16 protein-coding genes are annotated in these 17,537 nt (G+C 55.0%); 11 read left to right on the top strand and 5 right to left on the bottom strand.

The window, feature by feature from the left end:
• The first annotated feature begins 7 nt into the window (after positions 1-7).
• From znuA to lpxM, 3 genes are all read left to right on the top strand, one after another.
• Positions 8-952 carry a zinc ABC transporter substrate-binding protein ZnuA gene (gene znuA / locus QMG90_RS12895; RefSeq protein WP_283280037.1) on the top strand — a complete coding sequence of 315 codons (945 nt, stop codon included), beginning with the start codon at positions 8-10 and terminating at the stop codon, positions 950-952.
• A gap of 15 nt (positions 953-967) precedes the next feature.
• Positions 968-2,287, top strand: coding sequence for a murein DD-endopeptidase MepM (gene mepM, locus QMG90_RS12890; protein ID WP_283280035.1), 1,320 nt, complete (start codon positions 968-970; stop codon positions 2,285-2,287).
• Between the two features lie 116 nt (positions 2,288-2,403).
• A complete protein-coding gene (gene lpxM / locus QMG90_RS12885) occupies positions 2,404-3,375 on the top strand; it encodes a lauroyl-Kdo(2)-lipid IV(A) myristoyltransferase (protein ID WP_283280032.1) in 972 nt (323 codons plus the stop codon).
• A 44-nt stretch (positions 3,376-3,419) separates the two neighbouring features.
• On the opposite strand, the gene pyk is transcribed toward lpxM, so the two are convergent.
• Complete coding sequence (gene pyk / locus QMG90_RS12880; protein WP_283280030.1) at positions 3,420-4,862, bottom strand: pyruvate kinase; 1,443 nt, start codon at positions 4,860-4,862, stop codon at positions 3,420-3,422.
• A 124-nt stretch (positions 4,863-4,986) separates the two neighbouring features.
• Entirely contained in the window at positions 4,987-5,856 is an 870-nt protein-coding gene (locus QMG90_RS12875) for a MurR/RpiR family transcriptional regulator (protein WP_283280028.1), read from the bottom strand.
• Between the two features lie 352 nt (positions 5,857-6,208).
• On the opposite strand from QMG90_RS12875, the gene zwf reads away from it, so the two are divergent.
• The 3 genes from zwf (at position 6,209) to QMG90_RS12860 (ending at position 10,410) form a co-directional block, all read left to right on the top strand.
• A complete protein-coding gene (zwf, locus tag QMG90_RS12870; RefSeq protein WP_283280026.1) occupies positions 6,209-7,684 on the top strand; it encodes a glucose-6-phosphate dehydrogenase in 1,476 nt (491 codons plus the stop codon).
• Between the two features lie 236 nt (positions 7,685-7,920).
• Positions 7,921-9,732 (top strand): phosphogluconate dehydratase, encoded by a 1,812-nt coding sequence (edd, locus tag QMG90_RS12865; RefSeq protein WP_283280025.1) that lies wholly within the window; start codon positions 7,921-7,923, stop codon positions 9,730-9,732.
• A 39-nt stretch (positions 9,733-9,771) separates the two neighbouring features.
• Positions 9,772-10,410, top strand: a complete 639-nt coding sequence (locus QMG90_RS12860) for a bifunctional 4-hydroxy-2-oxoglutarate aldolase/2-dehydro-3-deoxy-phosphogluconate aldolase (RefSeq protein ID WP_283280023.1) — start codon at positions 9,772-9,774, stop codon at positions 10,408-10,410.
• 45 nt (positions 10,411-10,455) lie between these two features.
• Here the strand turns inward: QMG90_RS12860 and purT are convergent, their stop codons facing one another.
• Positions 10,456-11,634: a formate-dependent phosphoribosylglycinamide formyltransferase gene (purT, locus tag QMG90_RS12855; protein ID WP_283280021.1), complete on the bottom strand. Its 1,179-nt coding sequence runs from the start codon at positions 11,632-11,634 to the stop codon at positions 10,456-10,458.
• A 166-nt stretch (positions 11,635-11,800) separates the two neighbouring features.
• Here purT and QMG90_RS12850 point away from each other — a divergent pair, with 166 nt between their 5' ends.
• Both QMG90_RS12850 and ptrB read left to right on the top strand, forming a co-directional pair.
• Positions 11,801-12,454: a tellurite resistance TerB family protein gene (locus QMG90_RS12850; RefSeq protein WP_283280020.1), complete on the top strand. Its 654-nt coding sequence runs from the start codon at positions 11,801-11,803 to the stop codon at positions 12,452-12,454.
• Positions 12,455-12,533: 79 nt separating this feature from the next.
• On the top strand, positions 12,534-14,594 hold the full coding sequence (gene ptrB / locus QMG90_RS12845; protein WP_283280019.1) for an oligopeptidase B: 2,061 nt from the start codon (positions 12,534-12,536) through the stop codon (positions 14,592-14,594).
• Here the strand turns inward: ptrB and exoX are convergent, their stop codons facing one another.
• Together exoX and QMG90_RS12835 are read right to left on the bottom strand one after the other, a co-directional pair.
• On the bottom strand, positions 14,595-15,254 hold the full coding sequence (gene exoX, locus QMG90_RS12840; RefSeq protein ID WP_283280017.1) for an exodeoxyribonuclease X: 660 nt from the start codon (positions 15,252-15,254) through the stop codon (positions 14,595-14,597).
• 157 nt (positions 15,255-15,411) lie between these two features.
• Positions 15,412-15,642, bottom strand: a complete 231-nt coding sequence (locus tag QMG90_RS12835; protein WP_283280016.1) for a DNA polymerase III subunit theta — start codon at positions 15,640-15,642, stop codon at positions 15,412-15,414.
• Positions 15,643-15,778: 136 nt separating this feature from the next.
• Between QMG90_RS12835 and yobA the strand changes: the two genes are divergently transcribed.
• Genes yobA through QMG90_RS12820 form a run of 3 tightly spaced genes read left to right on the top strand, consistent with a single transcriptional unit; the run spans position 15,779 to position 17,381 of the window.
• Positions 15,779-16,153 carry a CopC domain-containing protein YobA gene (yobA, locus tag QMG90_RS12830; protein ID WP_283280015.1) on the top strand — a complete coding sequence of 125 codons (375 nt, stop codon included), beginning with the start codon at positions 15,779-15,781 and terminating at the stop codon, positions 16,151-16,153.
• A 3-nt stretch (positions 16,154-16,156) separates the two neighbouring features.
• Complete coding sequence (gene copD, locus QMG90_RS12825) at positions 16,157-17,026, top strand: copper homeostasis membrane protein CopD (RefSeq protein ID WP_283283956.1); 870 nt, start codon at positions 16,157-16,159, stop codon at positions 17,024-17,026.
• Positions 17,027-17,039: 13 nt separating this feature from the next.
• Positions 17,040-17,381: a YebY family protein gene (locus tag QMG90_RS12820; RefSeq protein ID WP_283280014.1), complete on the top strand. Its 342-nt coding sequence runs from the start codon at positions 17,040-17,042 to the stop codon at positions 17,379-17,381.
• The last annotated feature ends 156 nt before the right edge of the window (positions 17,382-17,537 follow it).

The raw sequence follows: 17,537 nt of genomic DNA, 5'->3' as shown, positions 1-17,537 counted from the left end.
ACGCATTATGTTACATAAAAATACGCTTCTTTGCGCAGGCATTTCTGCTGCGTTATTGGCTGGTGCGAGCCTGCCGGTAAACGCTGCCGTCGTAGCATCACTTAAGCCAATAGGGTTTATCGCATCAGCCATTGCAGACGGCGTTACCGAGACGCAGGTGCTGCTTCCTGATGGCGCCTCCGAGCATGATTATTCACTTCGCCCGTCTGATGTAAAACGCTTACAAAATGCAGACTTAGTGGTCTGGATTGGTCCGGAGATGGAAGCGTTTATGGATAAATCAACGCAAAGCATTGCGGCGAACAAGAAGGTAACGATTGCGCACCTCGATGGCGTGAAACCGTTACTCATAAAAGGCGTTGATGACGACGATGACGATCACGGACACGATCACGGGCAGGATGAAAAAAGTGACGAGCATCACCATCATGGCGACTACAACATGCATCTTTGGCTCTCGCCAGAGATAGCGCGCCTCTCAGCGGTTGCAATCCACGACAAATTAGTGGAACTTATGCCGCAAAGTCGAGCACGGCTCGATGAAAACCTGAAAGCGTTTGAAGATAATTTAACTCGCGCCGATAAACAGGTTACTGCTGCGCTGTCGCCGCTGAAAGGAAAAGGGTATTTCGTTTTTCATGATGCCTATGGCTACTACGAAAAACACTACGGTTTGACCCCGCTTGGTCACTTTACCGTCAACCCGGAAATACAGCCTGGTGCACAGCGTTTACACGAAATAAGAACACAGTTGGTTGAGCAGAAAGCGACTTGCGTTTTTGCTGAGCCACAATTCAGGCCAGCCGTCATAGAAGCTGTTGCCAGAGGGACGTCCGTGCGCATGGGAACTTTAGACCCTCTTGGAACAAGTATCACGTTGGGTAAAACGAGCTACGCGCAGTTTCTTACCCAACTGGCGAACCAGTATGCGAGCTGCCTGAAGGGAGATTAATGAGGAAGTGAATACGTGCAACAGATAGCCCGCTCTGTCGCCCTGGCATTTAATAACTTGCCGCGACCTCACCGCGTAATGCTGGGGTCGCTTACCGTTCTTACTTTAGCGGTCGCCGTATGGCGACCCTATGTTTACCATCCCGAATCCGCACCGATTGTCAGAACCATTGAGCTGGAAACCAACGAAATCCGCTCGCTGTTGCCCGAAGCCAGTGAACCTATCGATCAGTCCGCCCAGGAAGACGAAGCCATTCCCCAGGATGAGCTGGACGACAAAATCGCCAGCGAAGCCGGTGTGCATGAATATGTAGTGTCAACCGGCGATACGTTAAGCAGCGTTCTGAATCAGTATGGTATTGATATGGGTGATATCACCCAACTGGCGAGTGCCGATAAAGATCTGCGTAACCTGAAGATTGGTCAACAGCTTTCCTGGACGCTGACCGCCGACGGCGATCTGCAGCGTCTGACCTGGGAAATGTCCCGCCGTGAAACCCGCACGTATGATCGTACCGCGACCGGTTTCAAAATGAGCAGCGAAATGCAGCAGGGTGACTGGGTTAACAGCACTCTGAACGGTACCGTCGGCGGCAGTTTTGTCGCCAGCGCACGGGCTGCGGGCCTGACCAGCAGTGAAGTGAGCGCGGTGATCAAAGCCATGCAATGGCAGATGGATTTCCGCAAGCTGAAAAAAGGCGACCAGTTCTCGGTACTGATGTCCCGCGAAATGCTGGACGGCAAACGTGAACAGAGCCAGTTGCTGGGCGTACGTCTGCGTTCTGCGGGCAAAGATTACTACGCTATCCGCGCTGAAGATGGCAAGTTCTATGACCGTAACGGTACCGGGCTGGCAAAAGGCTTCCTCCGTTTCCCGACCGCGCGTCAGTTCCGTGTCTCCTCGAACTTTAACCCGCGTCGCCAGAACCCGGTAACGGGCCGCGTCGCGCCTCACCGTGGCGTTGATTTCGCGATGCCGCAAGGTACGCCGGTGCTTTCTGTCGGTGATGGTGAAGTGGTAGTGGCGAAACGCAGTGGCGCAGCAGGGTATTATGTTGCTATCCGCCACGGTCGTACCTACACCACGCGTTATATGCACCTGCGTAAAATGCTGGTGAAACCGGGTCAGAAAGTGAAACGTGGTGACCGCATCGCGCTCTCTGGTAACACCGGGCGTTCGACGGGGCCGCATCTGCATTATGAAGTGTGGATCAACCAGCAGGCTGTCAACCCGCTGACGGCGAAACTGCCGCGCACCGAAGGGCTGACCGGCGCCGATCGCCGCGACTACCTGGCGCAGGCGAAAGAGGTGATGCCGCAGCTGCGTTTCGATTAGAACCTGTCTTTTCTCAGGCCGGTGCCTTCGCGCACCGGCTTTTTGTTTTGTGCGATAGCGGACACCTCGCTACACTATCCCATTATCTTTAATTGCTGGCGCAACTGTGAACCTGCATGGAAACGAAAAAAAATAATAGTGAGTTTATTCCTGTCTTTGAAAAATCCTTTTTGCATCCGCGCTTCTGGGGCTCATGGCTGGGCGTTGCCGCCTTCGCGGGCATAGCGCTGACGCCACCATCCTTTCGCGATCCGCTGCTGGGTAAGTTAGGTACGCTGGTCGGGCGACTGGCCCGCAGTTCACGCCGTCGTGCGCAAATCAATCTGCTTTACTGCTTCCCGGAAAAGAGCGAGCAGGAGCGGGAAGCGATGATCGACGCAATGTACGCCACCGCGCCGCAGGCGATGGTGATGATGGCCGAGCTCGGTCTGCGTGACCCAAAGAAGATCATGCGGCGCGTGGACTGGCGCGGCAAAGAGATCATCGACGAGATGCAGCGCAATAACGAGAAGGTGATTTTTCTCGTGCCGCACGGCTGGGCTGTCGATATCCCGGCAATGCTGATGGCTTCACAAGGGCAGATGATGGCGGCCATGTTCCACAATCAGGGCAACCCGGTCTTTGATTATGTCTGGAATACCGTACGGCGCCGTTTTGGTGGCCGTATGCATGCGCGTAACGACGGTATCAAACCGTTTATCCAGTCGGTGCGTCAGGGCTACTGGGGTTACTATCTGCCGGACCAGGATCACGGCGAGGAGCACAGCGAATTCGTCGATTTCTTTGGCACTTATAAAGCGACGTTACCGGCAATTGGTCGCCTGATGAAAGTGTGCCGCGCCCGGGTGGTACCGCTGTTTCCTGTCTATGATGGTAAAACCCATCGCCTGACGGTGGAAGTGCGTCCGCCGATGGATGATTTGCTGAAAGCGGATGACAACACCATCGCCCGCCGGATGAACGAAGAGGTGGAGATTTTCGTCACTCCTCATCCTGAGCAGTACACCTGGATCCTCAAATTGCTGAAAACGCGCAAACCGGGTGAAATTGAGCCCTACAAGCGCAAAGAGCTGTTTCCGAAGAAATAAAAAAGCGCCCGTCAGGGCGCTTTCTCGTTCTGGCGGCGAAGGGGTTACTCAACCGTCATCACGCGGGTGGTATTGGTGGAACCGATGGTGCTCATCACGTCGCCCTGGGTGACGATGACGATGTCGCCGGACATCAGATATCCTTTGTCGCGCAGCAGATTCACCGCATCGTTCGCGGCAGAAACGCCTTCATTAACACTGTCGAAAAAGACCGGCGTCACGCCACGGTAAAGGGCAGTCAGGTTCAGCGTACGTTCATGGCGGGACATGGCGAAAATTGGCAGGCCGGAGCTGATACGCGAGGTCATCAGCGCCGTACGACCGGATTCCGTCATGGTGATAATCGCCGTCACGCCTTTCAGGTGGTTAGCTGCGTACATCGCCGACATAGCGATCGCTTCTTCGACATTATCAAACTCAACGTCGAGACGGTGTTTAGAAACGTTAATGCTTGGGATTTTTTCAGCGCCGAGGCAAACGCGCGCCATCGCGGCAACGGTTTCCGCCGGATACTGACCGGCTGCGGTTTCAGCAGAAAGCATGACGGCGTCGGTGCCGTCGAGCACGGCGTTCGCCACGTCCATGACTTCCGCACGGGTCGGCATTGGGTTGGTGATCATCGACTCCATCATCTGCGTTGCGGTGATCACCGCACGGTTCAGCTTACGGGCGCGGCGGATCAGGGCTTTCTGAATGCCTACCAGCTCCGGGTCGCCGATTTCCACGCCGAGGTCGCCACGGGCAACCATCACCACGTCAGAGGCCAGAATGATGTCATCCATCGCGTCCTGGGTGCAGACCGCTTCCGCACGCTCGACTTTGGCGACGATTTTGGCATCGCAACCGGCATCGCGCGCCAGGCGGCGAGCGTAGTTAAGATCTTCGCCGCAACGCGGGAAGGAGACCGCCAGGTAGTCAACACTGATTTGCGCCGCAGTCAGGATATCCGCTTTGTCTTTTTCGGTTAGCGCTTCGGCAGACAGACCGCCGCCGAGCTTGTTGATGCCTTTGTTGTTAGAGAGCGGGCCACCGACGGTCACTTCGGTGAACACTTTCATTCCCTGAACATCCAGCACTTTTAACTGCACCCGACCGTCGTCGAGCAGCAGAATATCGCCAGGGACCACGTCCGCTGGCAGACCTTTATAGTCGATGCCAACTTTTTCTTTATCGCCTTCGCCTTTACCGAGGCTGGCATCAAGCAGGAATTTATCACCGATATTGAGGAAAACTTTGCCTTCTTTGAAGGTCGAAACACGAATTTTTGGCCCCTGCAAATCGCCGAGGATGGCAACGTGGCGGCCCAGTTTGGCTGCGATTTCACGCACTTTATCAGCACGCAGTTTGTGGTCTTCGGGGGTGCCGTGAGAGAAATTCATACGAACTACGTTAGCGCCCGCCGCAATAATTTTTTCGAGATTATTGTCGCGGTCAGTTGCCGGGCCCAACGTGGTGACTATCTTAGTTCTGCGAAGCCTTCTGGACATGTAATACTCCGTTGACTGATACAACTTTGGTGTTGCGTGAAAAGGAATTCGGGTTCGTTCTCCACGTTAACTCTGGAGGAACTTAACCGAATGTACAAATAAGTTACAACCTGGTTTTCGATTTTTAATGATTATCGCTGCGCAGCAGCAATTCCTTATCAAAACGCGATTCTTTCAGCGCTTCCTTGACTCGCTTCAAGTTATCTCTGAATTTTGCCCCCCGGCGTAGTGTAAAACCGGTCGCCAGTACGTCGATAACAGTTAATTGTGCCAGGCGCGAAACCATGGGCATGTAAATGTCAGTATCTTCCGGAACATCCAGTGTAATGGCCAGGCTGGCCTCACGGGCAAGCGGTGTACCGGCAGACGTAATGGCGATCACCATGGCGTCGTTTTCCCTTGCCAGTTGCGCCAGTTCGACCTGGCTTTTGGTTCTGCCGGTGTGGGAAATCAGCACCACGACGTCATCGTCGCTGCAATTCATACAACTCATACGTTGCAGAACGATGTCGTCGGAATAGATGACAGGGACGTTGAAGCGGAAAAATTTGTTCATCGCGTCGTGTGCGACGGCAGCGGAGGAGCCGAGACCAAAAAAGGCGATCTTATTCGCCTGAGTGAGCATGTCAACGGCACGATTCACTGCGCCCATATCCAGCGACTGGCGAACGTGATCCAGGCTTGCCATCGCCGATTCGAAGATTTTGCTGGTATAAGCTTCAACACTGTCATCTTCATCGACATTGCGATTAACATAGGGCGTGCCGTTGGCGATGCTTTGCGCCAGATGCAGTTTGAAATCCGGAAAACCGCGGGTTTCGAGGCTACGGCAAAAACGGTTCACCGTGGGTTCACTGACGCCAGCCTGCAATGCAAGGGTGGCGATGCTTGAATGAATGGCCTGAGCCGGGTCGGCGAGAATGACTTCAGCCACTTTGCGTTCAGATTTGCTAAGGTGTTCAAGGTGGAACTGGATTTTTTCAAGCATGTTCATTATTAAACGCTCATCAACTAAAGCGATTTCTGAAATGGGTGAAATCGTCATGCGAATTAGCAAGAATATACCCCCCGGAAGACGGTAAAGGTAAGGAACAACGAGCGGAAATGTTGTTTTTTTTCATTACTTGATCAGAGTCGTGTTTTAGTGACGATATTCAGGGCGAAAGAACGAACAAAATTAGCCACTTGCCTGAAATCTGCGCGCGCACTTTTTCAAAGGATGCGCTTTAGCATCGCAAAGCGCGGAATGGGGTTTCGGGAAATACGTAAACACAGTACAGTGCATCGTAATAAAATTACAACGAAGTCCTGGCGTCAGTGCCGGGAAATCAACTAAGGAGAATGACATGGCGGTAACGCAAACAGCCCAGGCATGCGATCTGGTCATTTTCGGCGCCAAGGGAGATCTGGCTCGTCGTAAATTGCTGCCTTCCCTGTATCAACTCGAAAAATCAGGGCAAATTCACCCTGATACTCGCATCATTGGGGTCGGACGTGCAGACTGGGATAAAGCCGCGTACACCAACGTTGTGCGTGAAGCCCTGGAAACCTTCATGAAGGAAAAAATTGATGAAGGTTTATGGGATACGCTGAGCGGCCGACTGGATTTCTGCAATCTGGACGTCAATGACACTAAAGCCTTTTCCCGCCTTGGCAAAATGCTCGATCAAAAAGAGCGCGTGACCATTAACTATTTCGCCATGCCGCCAAGCACGTTTGGCGCAATTTGCAAAGGTCTCGGCGAAGCGAAACTGAACGCCAAACCGGCACGCGTGGTCATGGAAAAACCGCTCGGCACCTCGCTGGAAACCTCCCGCGAAATTAACGATCAGGTAGGGACGTATTTTGACGAATGCCAGGTGTACCGCATCGACCACTATCTCGGTAAAGAGACGGTACTGAACCTGCTGGCGCTGCGCTTCGCCAACTCTTTGTTCGTTAACAACTGGGATAACCGCACGATCGATCACGTGGAAATCACCGTTGCAGAAGAAGTGGGCATTGAAGGCCGCTGGGGCTACTTCGATCAGGCCGGGCAGATGCGCGACATGATTCAGAACCACCTTCTGCAGATTCTGTGCATGATTGCGATGTCGCCACCGTCAGATCTCAGTGCGGACAGCATCCGTGACGAAAAAGTGAAAGTGCTGAAGTCGCTGCGCCGCATCGATCGCTCCAACGTGCGTGAAAAAACCGTCCGTGGTCAGTACACCACCGGTTTTGCGCAAGGCAAAAAAGTGCCGGGTTATCTGGAAGAAGAGGGCGCCAATAAGAGCAGTAATACCGAAACCTTTGTTGCCATTCGTGTTGACATCGACAACTGGCGCTGGGCGGGCGTGCCGTTCTACCTGCGTACCGGTAAGCGTCTGCCGACCAAATGTTCAGAAGTGGTGGTCTACTTCAAAACGCCTGAACTGAACCTGTTCAAAGAGTCATGGCAGGATCTGCCACAGAACAAACTGACGATCCGTCTGCAGCCGGACGAAGGGGTGGATATCCAGGTGCTGAACAAAGTGCCGGGTCTGGACCACAAACATAACCTGCAGATCACCAAGCTGGATCTGAGCTACTCCGAAACCTTCAATCAGACGCATCTGGCAGATGCCTACGAGCGCCTGCTGCTGGAAACCATGCGTGGCATTCAGGCGCTGTTTGTGCGCCGTGATGAAGTGGAAGAGGCCTGGAAATGGGTCGACTCCATTACCGAAGCCTGGGCGGCGGATCAGGATGCGCCGAAACCGTATCAGGCAGGTACCTGGGGGCCGGTCGCTTCCGTGGCGATGATCACCCGTGATGGCCGTTCCTGGAATGAGTTTGAGTAAGCCAGAGTTCGCTTCTTCAGAAGTGTTATTTTACCGGTAACATGATCTGATACACATTAACGGTGATTTTTTGCACTAATAAGCTCCGCGTGGATTTCCCCGCGGAGTTTTTTTTATTACACTGACTGAAGCGATTTTGCCCCTGAGCTCCGGCATTCAAGCGTTTCAGCATTGTTAAACATTACTGACTGTCTTGTTAATCCCGCAGCCCGGACAGATAAATTTGAGGAGCTTCTATGAACCCGATAATGTTACGCGTAACAAAGCGAATTATTGACCGCTCGCGAGAGACCCGCGCGGCGTACCTCGAACGGATCCACCAGGCGAAGACGACGACGGTGCATCGTTCTCAACTGGCCTGCGGAAACCTGGCGCACGGTTTTGCTGCCTGCCAGCCGGACGATAAAGCCGCGCTGAAAAGCATGCTGCGTAACAATATCGCTATCATTACCTCCTATAACGATATGCTCTCGGCGCATCAGCCGTACGAACACTACCCGGATATCATTCGTAAAGCGCTGCACAGCGCGAACGCCGTCGGCCAGGTGGCGGGTGGGGTGCCAGCCATGTGCGACGGCGTGACGCAAGGACAGGACGGTATGGAACTGTCTCTGTTGAGCCGCGAAGTGATCGCCATGTCGGCGGCAGTGGGGCTTTCTCATAACATGTTCGACGGCGCACTGTATCTCGGCGTGTGCGACAAAATCGTCCCGGGTCTGGCGATGGCTGCGCTGTCGTTTGGTCATTTGCCGTCTATTTTTATTCCGTCCGGCCCGATGGCCAGCGGTCTGCCCAACAAAGAAAAAGTGCGCATCCGTCAGTTGTATGCGGAAGGTAAAGTTGACCGCATGGCGCTGCTGGAGTCTGAAGCGGCGTCGTATCACGCGCCGGGGACCTGCACTTTCTATGGCACGGCGAACACTAACCAGATGGTCGTCGAGTTTATGGGCATGCAACTGCCGGGCTCGTCGTTTGTTCACCCGGATGCGCCGCTGCGCGAAGCGTTAACGGCTGCCGCCGCGCGTCAGGTGACTCGCATGACTGGCAATGGCAACGAATGGATGCCGCTCGGTCAGTTATTTGATGAAAAAGTAGTGGTCAATGGCATCGTTGCGCTGCTGGCGACCGGCGGCTCGACGAACCACACCATGCATCTGGTGGCGATGGCCCGCGCGGCGGGTATTATCATCAACTGGGACGACTTCTCTGAACTTTCCGATGTGGTCCCGTTAATGGCACGTCTCTATCCGAACGGCCCGGCGGATATCAACCATTTCCAGGCGGCGGGTGGCGTACCGGTGCTGGTGCGCGAACTGCTGAAAGGCGGTCTGCTGCATGAAGACGTCAACACCGTGGCGGGCTTTGGCCTGTCACGCTATACCATGGAGCCGTGGCTGAACAACGGCGAGCTGGAGTGGCGCGAAGGGGCGGCTGCCTCGCTCGACAGCGACATCATCGCCTCGTTCGACAAACCGTTCTCACACCATGGCGGCACCAAAGTGCTCAGTGGCAACCTTGGCCGCGCGGTGATGAAAACCTCTGCTGTGCCGGTAGAGAACCAGGTTATCGAAGCACCTGCGGTGGTCTTTGAGAGCCAGCATGACGTGCTGCCTGCCTTTGAAGCCGGGTTGCTGGACAAAGACTGTGTCGTCGTGGTGCGCCATCAGGGACCAAAAGCGAACGGCATGCCAGAATTACATAAACTTATGCCGCCTTTAGGTGTATTATTGGACCGCCGTTTCAAAATAGCGTTAGTGACCGACGGGCGACTTTCCGGCGCATCAGGCAAAGTGCCGTCAGCTATCCACGTCACCCCGGAAGCGTACGATGGCGGTCTGTTAGCCAAAGTCCGCGACGGCGACATGATCCGTGTTAACGGGCAGACCGGCGAACTGACGCTGCTGGTGGATGACGCCGAACTGGCTGCCCGTCAGCCGCATATTCCTGACCTGAGCGCCTCGCGCACAGGTACCGGCCGCGAACTGTTTGGCGCACTGCGTGAAAAACTGTCCGGCGCAGAGCAGGGTGCAACCTGCATCACGTTTTAAGACGACAAGAATTATCGATCTGGCGAGAGAAAAACTCTGATGAAAAACTGGAAAACAACAGCAGAAGCAATCCTGACCAACGGGCCTGTAGTACCGGTTATCGTAGTGAAAAAACTGGAACATGCGGTGCCGATGGCGAAAGCGCTGGTTGCCGGTGGTGTCCGCGTACTGGAAGTGACTCTGCGTACCGACTGTGCGCTTGACGCGATCCGCGCCATTGCCAAAGAAGTGCCTGACGCGATCATCGGTGCGGGTACCGTCACCAACGTCAAACAACTGAAAGACGTGACGGACGCTGGCGCGCAGTTCGCCATCAGCCCGGGTCTGACTGAGCCGCTGCTGAAAGCGGCAACGGAAGGCACCATTCCGCTGATCCCAGGTATCAGCACCGTTTCTGAACTGATGCTGGGCATGGATTACGGTCTGAAAGAATTTAAATTCTTCCCGGCGGAAGCCAACGGCGGCGTGAAAGCGCTGCAGGCGATTGCCGGTCCGTTCAGTAACATCCGTTTCTGCCCAACCGGTGGTATTTCTCCGGCGAACTACCGTGATTACCTGGCGCTGAAAAGCGTGCTGTGCATCGGCGGATCCTGGCTGGTTCCGGCAGATGCGCTGGAAGCGGGTGACTGGGATCGTATTACGAAACTGGCGCGCGAAGCGGTAGACGGCGCGAAGTAAGTTTCCGCAAATAGCCCGGTAGCGTTGCGCCACCGGGCGTTTTTATTACCCTTTCACGACCACAGACGCCGCCGCCGTTTTGGCGAGCGCCACCGCCTGCTCAGCATTTTCCGCCACGGCCAGCGCCACACCTAAGCGACGCGAACCGTCAATGTCCGGCTTACCAAACAGACGCAGTTGCACCCCAGCGCCAACCGCCGCCTGCACGTTATCAAAGGTAACGTTCTGGCTGGTCAACCGGGGCAGGATGACGGCAGACGCCGATGGCCCGTACTGACGGATGCCGCCAACGGGCAGACCAAGAAACGCACGAACGTGCAGGGCAAACTCTGACAGATCCTGAGAAATCAACGTCACCATACCGGTGTCGTGCGGGCGCGGGGAGACTTCGCTGAAAATGACGTCGTCGCCGCAAACAAACAACTCAACGCCAAACAAGCCGTAACCGCCAAGCGCCAGTACCACTTTACGGGCGATCTCTTCGGCGCGCGCCTGCGCCAGCGGGCTCATCTGTTGCGGTTGCCAGGATTCACGGTAATCGCCATCTTCCTGACGATGGCCGATCGGCGAACAGAAATGAACGCCATCAATGGCGCTGACGGTGAGCAGAGTGATTTCGAAATCAAAATTCACCACCCCTTCAACGATCACGCGCCCGGCACCGGCACGGCCGCCCTGTTGGGCATACTGCCAGGCATCACTCAACTGCGCAGCAGAGCGAATAAAACTCTGGCCCTTGCCGGACGAGCTCATGACTGGTTTGACAATGCAGGGGTATCCAATCGCGTCCACCGCGTCTCTGAACGCGGTTTCGCTGTCAGCAAAACGATAGGGGGAGGTCGGCAACGCCAGTTCTTCGGCGGCAAGGCGGCGAATGCCTTCCCGGTTCATGGTCAGTTTCGCCGCGCGGGCGCAGGGGACCACATTCTGCCCGGCCGCCTCCAGTTCGATGAGCATATCGGTGGCGATAGCTTCGATCTCAGGCACGACAAAATCGGGTTTTTCCTGCTCAACCAGCGCTTTCAGGGCGTTGCCATCAAGCATATTAATGACGTGCGAACGATGCGCGACGTGCATCGCCGGGGCATCGGCATAACGGTCGACCGCGATCACTTCCAGGCCCAGTCGCTGGCACTCGATAGCGACTTCTTTACCCAGTTCTCCAGAACCTAACAACATCACGCGCGTGGCTGAAGGGCGCAGCGCCGTTCCTAATAAAGTCATAACGTTTATCCGAGGTAAAAAGCGATGGCGCATTATAGACGAAAACGTTTGCGTCTGTCTTGCTGACCACGGCATGACTTATTTGCGCTTCTTTAGCCGGAACAGACATTTCCTGACAAGTCCGTGTTTATTCTGTGGATTACGTTTGTCCATTTCGGGGTGAAAAATGTCTAACTGGTTAAATCAATTGCAGTCGTTACTGGGGCAAAACAGCGGCACCGCCTCCACCGGTGGCGATCAGGGGTTAAGCAAACTGCTGGTTCCTGGTGCGCTGGGCGGGCTGGCAGGGCTTTTGCTTTCCAGCAAGTCGTCGCGCAAACTGCTGGCGAAATATGGCACCAGTGCGTTGCTGGCAGGCGGTGGCGCGATTGCCGGAACGGTGCTGTGGAACAAATATAAAGATCGAATGGGCGGCGCTACGCAGACAGCACCAGTGCCTGAAGCTCAACCCGCCTCTCTGGATGCGCGTACCGGGCGCTTGATCCTGGCACTGGTGTTTGCGGCAAAAAGCGACGGGCACATTGACGACAAAGAGCGTGCGGCGATTGAACAACAGATGCGCGAAGCGGGTGTTGAGGCGCAAGGCAGGGCGCTGGTGGCGCAGGCCATCGAACAACCGCTCGACCCGCAACTGCTGGCGCGCGATGTGCAGAATGAAGAGGAGGCGCTGGAACTCTACTTCCTCAGTTGTGCCGCCATCGACATCGATCATTTTATGGAACGCAGTTATCTGAACGCGCTTGGCGATGCGTTAAACATCCCGCAGGACGTTCGTACAAGCATCGAACAGGATCTTCAGCAACAAAAACAGGCACTTTAACGGTTCCGTGACATGTTTCGCTTGCATCATCGCTGACTTTTGCCACCCTTAAAGGATGTGGAATAAAAAGTACAAAGCGATGTTACCCAAAGCGAAAAAACGCCCTCACGCCATGACTTTACATGGTGACACACGAATCGATAATTACTACTGGCTGCGTGACGACTCCCGTTCGCAGCCGGAAGTGCTTGAGTACCTGAAACAGGAAAACGACTATGGCCGACAGGTGATGGATTCCCAGAGTGCCCTGCAGGATCGGGTGCTCAAAGAGATTGTCGACCGCATCCCGCAGCAGGAGATCTCTGCCCCTTATATCCGCAACGGTTACCGCTACCGGTATCGTTATGAACCGGGGTGCGAGTACGCCATCTATCAGCGACAGTCAGCGATTAAAGCGGAGTGGGAGGAATGGGAAGAGCTTCTTGATGCCAACCAGCGCGCCGCGCATAGCGAGTTTTATACCCTCGGCAGCATGGCGATTTCGCCCGATAACACCATTATGGCGCTGGCGGAAGACTATCTTTCGCGGCGACAATACGGGCTGCGGCTGAAAAATCTTGTGAGCGGTAACTGGTATCCCGAACTGCTGGATAATGTCACGCCGGATGTGGTCTGGGGCAATGACTCTATGACGCTCTATTACGTGCGTAAACATCCGGTCACGCTGCTGCCGTATCAGGTGTGGCGGCACACCGTCGGCACGCCGATGGCGAGTGATGCACTGGTGTACGAAGAGCATGATGAGACTTTTTACGTCAGCCTGCATAAAACCACGTCGCGCCACTTTGTGCTGATCTATTTAGCCAGCGCCACGACCAGTGAAGTTTTGCTGCTGGACGCTGAGCTGCCGGATGCGCAGCCAACAGTTTTTCTCCCGCGACGCAAAGATCATGAGTACAGCCTCGACCACTATCAGCACCGTTTTTATGTGCGATCCAACCGCGATGGCAAGAATTTCGGCCTGTACCGCTCCACGGTGCGTGATGAAGGGCAGTGGGAGACACTGATCCCCGCGCGCGATGAAGTGATGCTGGAAGGCTTTACGCTGTTTACCGACTGGCTGGTGGTTGAAGAACGCCAGCGAGGGTTAACCAGCCTGCGGCAAATCAACCGTAAAACGCGCGAAGTGACCGGTATCGCCTTTGACGATCCCGCTTATGTCACCTGGCTTGCCTACAACCCGGAACCGGAGACCTCACGCCTGCGCTATGGCTATTCGTCGATGACCACGCCCGACACGCTGTTTGAGCTGGATATGGATACCGGCGAACGACGGGTGCTGAAACAGCAGGAAGTGAAAGGGTTTGACAGCAGCGTCTACCGCAGTGAACACCTGTGGGTGAATGCGCGCGATGGGGTGGAAGTGCCTGTGTCGCTGGTTTATCACAAAGCACATTTTCGCAAAGGCAGCAATCCGCTGCTGGTATACGGCTATGGCTCTTACGGCTCGAGTATGGATGCGGATTTCAGTACCAGCCGTCTGAGTCTGCTTGACCGGGGATTTGTCTTCGCGATCGCCCATATTCGCGGTGGCGGCGAGTTGGGTCAGAAATGGTATGAAGACGGCAAATTCCTGTGCAAGAAAAATACTTTCAATGATTATCTGGATGTCTGCGATGCGTTGCTGGCGCAAGGGTATGGTCATCCGGATCTCTGTTTTGGCATGGGCGGCAGCGCGGGCGGTCTGCTGATGGGGGCAGTGATTAATCAGCGGCCATCGCTGTTCCGGGGAGTTATCGCCCAGGTGCCGTTTGTCGATGTGCTGACCACCATGCTGGATGAATCCATCCCCCTGACTACCGGTGAATTTGAAGAGTGGGGCGATCCGAAGAATGCGGAATACTACCACTACATGAAAAGCTACAGCCCTTACGATAACGTCGAGGCGAAAGCGTATCCGCACTTGCTGGTGACGACCGGCCTGCATGATTCGCAGGTGCAGTACTGGGAGCCCGCGAAATGGGTGGCAAAGCTGCGCGAGCTAAAAACGGACGAGAACCTGCTGTTGCTCTGCACGGACATGGATTCCGGCCACGGCGGGAAATCCGGGCGATTCAAAAGCTATGAAGGCGTGGCAATGGAATATACCTTTCTGATCGCGCTGGCGCAGGAGACGCTGCCGGGTCATGCGGCGGAATAATCATTCCCCCAGATAATGCCTGAGCGTTAAGCGCAGTTCCGGGCTCATCCGATCCAGGTTATTGAACAACCAGCGCAGATAGCCGGGATCGTCCTGCGCCACTTCGGCAACCGGTTTACCACGGTATTTGCCAAAACTAAAGGTGGTAATCAGACCCGGACGCCCGGTAATATCCGCCATTTCGTCAGGCGTCCAGCCGGAAACATTCATGATGTCGATGAGCAGAGCGGCGGTGATATAGCAGTCATACAGCGCGCGGTGATGATGCAGGCCGGGCGGCGGCGTCACGCTGAGCTTGCGGGATTTATACAGCGCCATATTGCTGTATTTGATGCCAGGCCACAGCCGACGCGCCAGCTTCATGGTGCAAATCCATTCGCCGTGCATCTCCGGCAATACCCGGCTGTCAAAACTGGCGTTGTGCGCCACATACCATGCGCAGCCCTGATAATGCGGAACGATCTCTTCAATCCATGGCTTGTCGGCAACCATTGCTTCGGTAATACGGTGGATCGCCATCGCCTGCGGGCTGATAGGGCGGTCCGGGCGCACGAGATGGCTCATCGGGTTGGTAATGACACCATCAACAACGTCCACAGAGGCAATTTCGACAATCCCGCCTTGCAGACCGCAGGTTTCCGTATCAATAACGCGCAGCATGGCTCACTCCTGGCCTGAAAAGGGTTAGCGTAAAGGAATGATGTCGCCTTGCCAACCCTCGGCATGCTTTTGCCCGGTCAGCGATAATTCAGGGAAGAAAAACACTTCACGCAATGCCGCCGCAGCGGCGTCGATAAAGCGTAACTGGTAGTAAGGATTACTTTATTTTCGGCTCATAGGGCAGGCGGGAGAGAGAAACAGATGCCAGTCGGTGCGCGATCAGCCGTTCGCGAAACCAGTTGCGCAGATGCTCAGGCTGTTCACGCTCAACCACTTCTGCCACAACCGGCATGTTATAACGCTCTTTAAACACCACCCCGGCGGCAGCCAGGTCAACGTTGATTTTATCCATCTCTTCCTGGGGAAGTTTTGCCAGATTCGCGTACACAGCGTTCTCCTCTTTTTACGACGCAGAAATTACCCGGAGTGGCGAAGAATAACAAGTCCGGGCAAGGGAGTCTCGACTCCCGCATTATACGAGGTTATTCTCTGTCCGGCATGTATAACAAAAAGGAATGAAGAATATGGGATCCACCACATCGCGACTGCTGCAGACGTCAGCCCTTCTGGTCAGCCTGCTGACCACCACCGGCGCGCTGGCGCATGCGCATCTGAAAAACCAGTCACCTGCGGCTGACCGCCAGGCGCCAGAGACTCCCCGCGAGCTGATGCTGACTTTCTCTGAAGGCGTGGAAGCGAATTTCAGCGGCCTCACGCTTACCGGACCAGCACAGGCAAAAGTCGCTACCGGGCCGGCCACCGTGAATGGCAAAAACAATACTCAACTGGTGGTTCCTCTCGAACAACCGCTGGCGTCGGGTAACTATACCGTGGACTGGCACGTCGTTTCCGTTGACGGCCACAAAACGAAAGGGCAATACCATTTCAGTGTGAAATAAATGATGCTGGCGTCTTTCTGGGTTGCACTGCGCTTTATCCATTTTGCTACTTTGATGGTGGCATTTGGTGGTGCGCTGTACAGTGGCTGGTGGGCGCCAGCTCGTCTGCGCCCTTTGCTGTCGCGGCGTTTTCGCAGGATCATGCGAGCTGCGCTCGCCGTGAGTGCTGTCAGCACAGCGTTAATGCTGATGGTGCAGGGCGGATTGATGGCTGGCGGCTGGCAGGATGTTTTCCGGCCTGATGTCTGGCTGGCGGTAATGGGAACGCGCTTTGGCAACCTCTGGCTGTGGCAAATTATTCTGGCGTGGCTCTCGCTGGTTGTCCTCCTGCTGAAGCCTGCACGCAGTATGCGCTTTTTGCTGTTCCTGCTGGGTTTTCAGCTCATCCTGCTGGCGGGTATCGGCCATGCGGCAATGCACGCGGGATTGCCCGGTGTCGCGCAGCGGTTTAATCATGCGGTGCATCTGCTCTGCGCTTCTGCCTGGTTTGGCGGTCTGCTGCCATTCCTCTACTGCCTGCGTCTGACGCAGGGCCAGTGGCGACAACTGGCGATTGATACCATGATGCGTTTCTCGCGCTATGGGCATTTTGCCGTGGCGGGTGTGATCCTTACCGGTATTATCAATGCCTGGCTGGTTCAGGGAACGTTTATCTCGGATTCCGACTATGGCGATATGCTGTTAGCGAAATGTGCGCTGGTGGCGCTGATGGTGGTAATTGCACTGGTGAACAGGTATGTTCTGGTGCCACGACTTTCCACGAACGGGGGACGGGCGCAACAGTGGTTTATTCTCACCACGCAGGCTGAAGTTGTGCTTGGCGCGCTGGTGTTACTGGCGGTCAGCCTGTTTGCGACTTGGGAACCTTTCTGATACGAACGATACAATGATGAAGAAAATTGCGCTCTCTTTACTGTTAATGGCGGCCTCCTCTGCAGCGCTTGCCGCTCCACAGGTGATTACCGTCAGCCGTTTTGAAATGGGCAAAGACAAGTGGGCTTTCAATCGGGAAGAGGTGATGTTGACCTGCCGTCCCGGCAATGCGCTGTTTGTCATTAACCCCAGTACGCTAATGCAATACCCGCTCAACGAGGCTGCCGAAAAACAGGTAGCGGAAGGCAAAACCAGCGGACAGCCGATTGACGTTATTCGGGTTGATGAACCGGGTCAGCCCGGCAAGAGAATGAGTCTGGCGCCGTTTATTGAACGTGCGCAAACGCTCTGCTAGTTAACAAAAAATATCTGGCTGTTTTCCAATAAAAAACCGCAGGCTTTCATCATGAAAACGTGCGGTTTTTTCTTTCCCGGACCGTTTACCAGACGCAATTTTCTGACCACTTTAGTCGCAGACTGGAAAACCTGGCACGGTCATCTATTCTTAAAG

This window comes from Trabulsiella odontotermitis (assembly GCF_030053895.1).
GTDB classification, from domain to species: Bacteria; Pseudomonadota; Gammaproteobacteria; order Enterobacterales; family Enterobacteriaceae; genus Trabulsiella; species Trabulsiella odontotermitis_C.
Note: the sequence above shows the minus strand (reverse complement) of the source record. Positions and strands in the feature narration are given on the sequence as shown.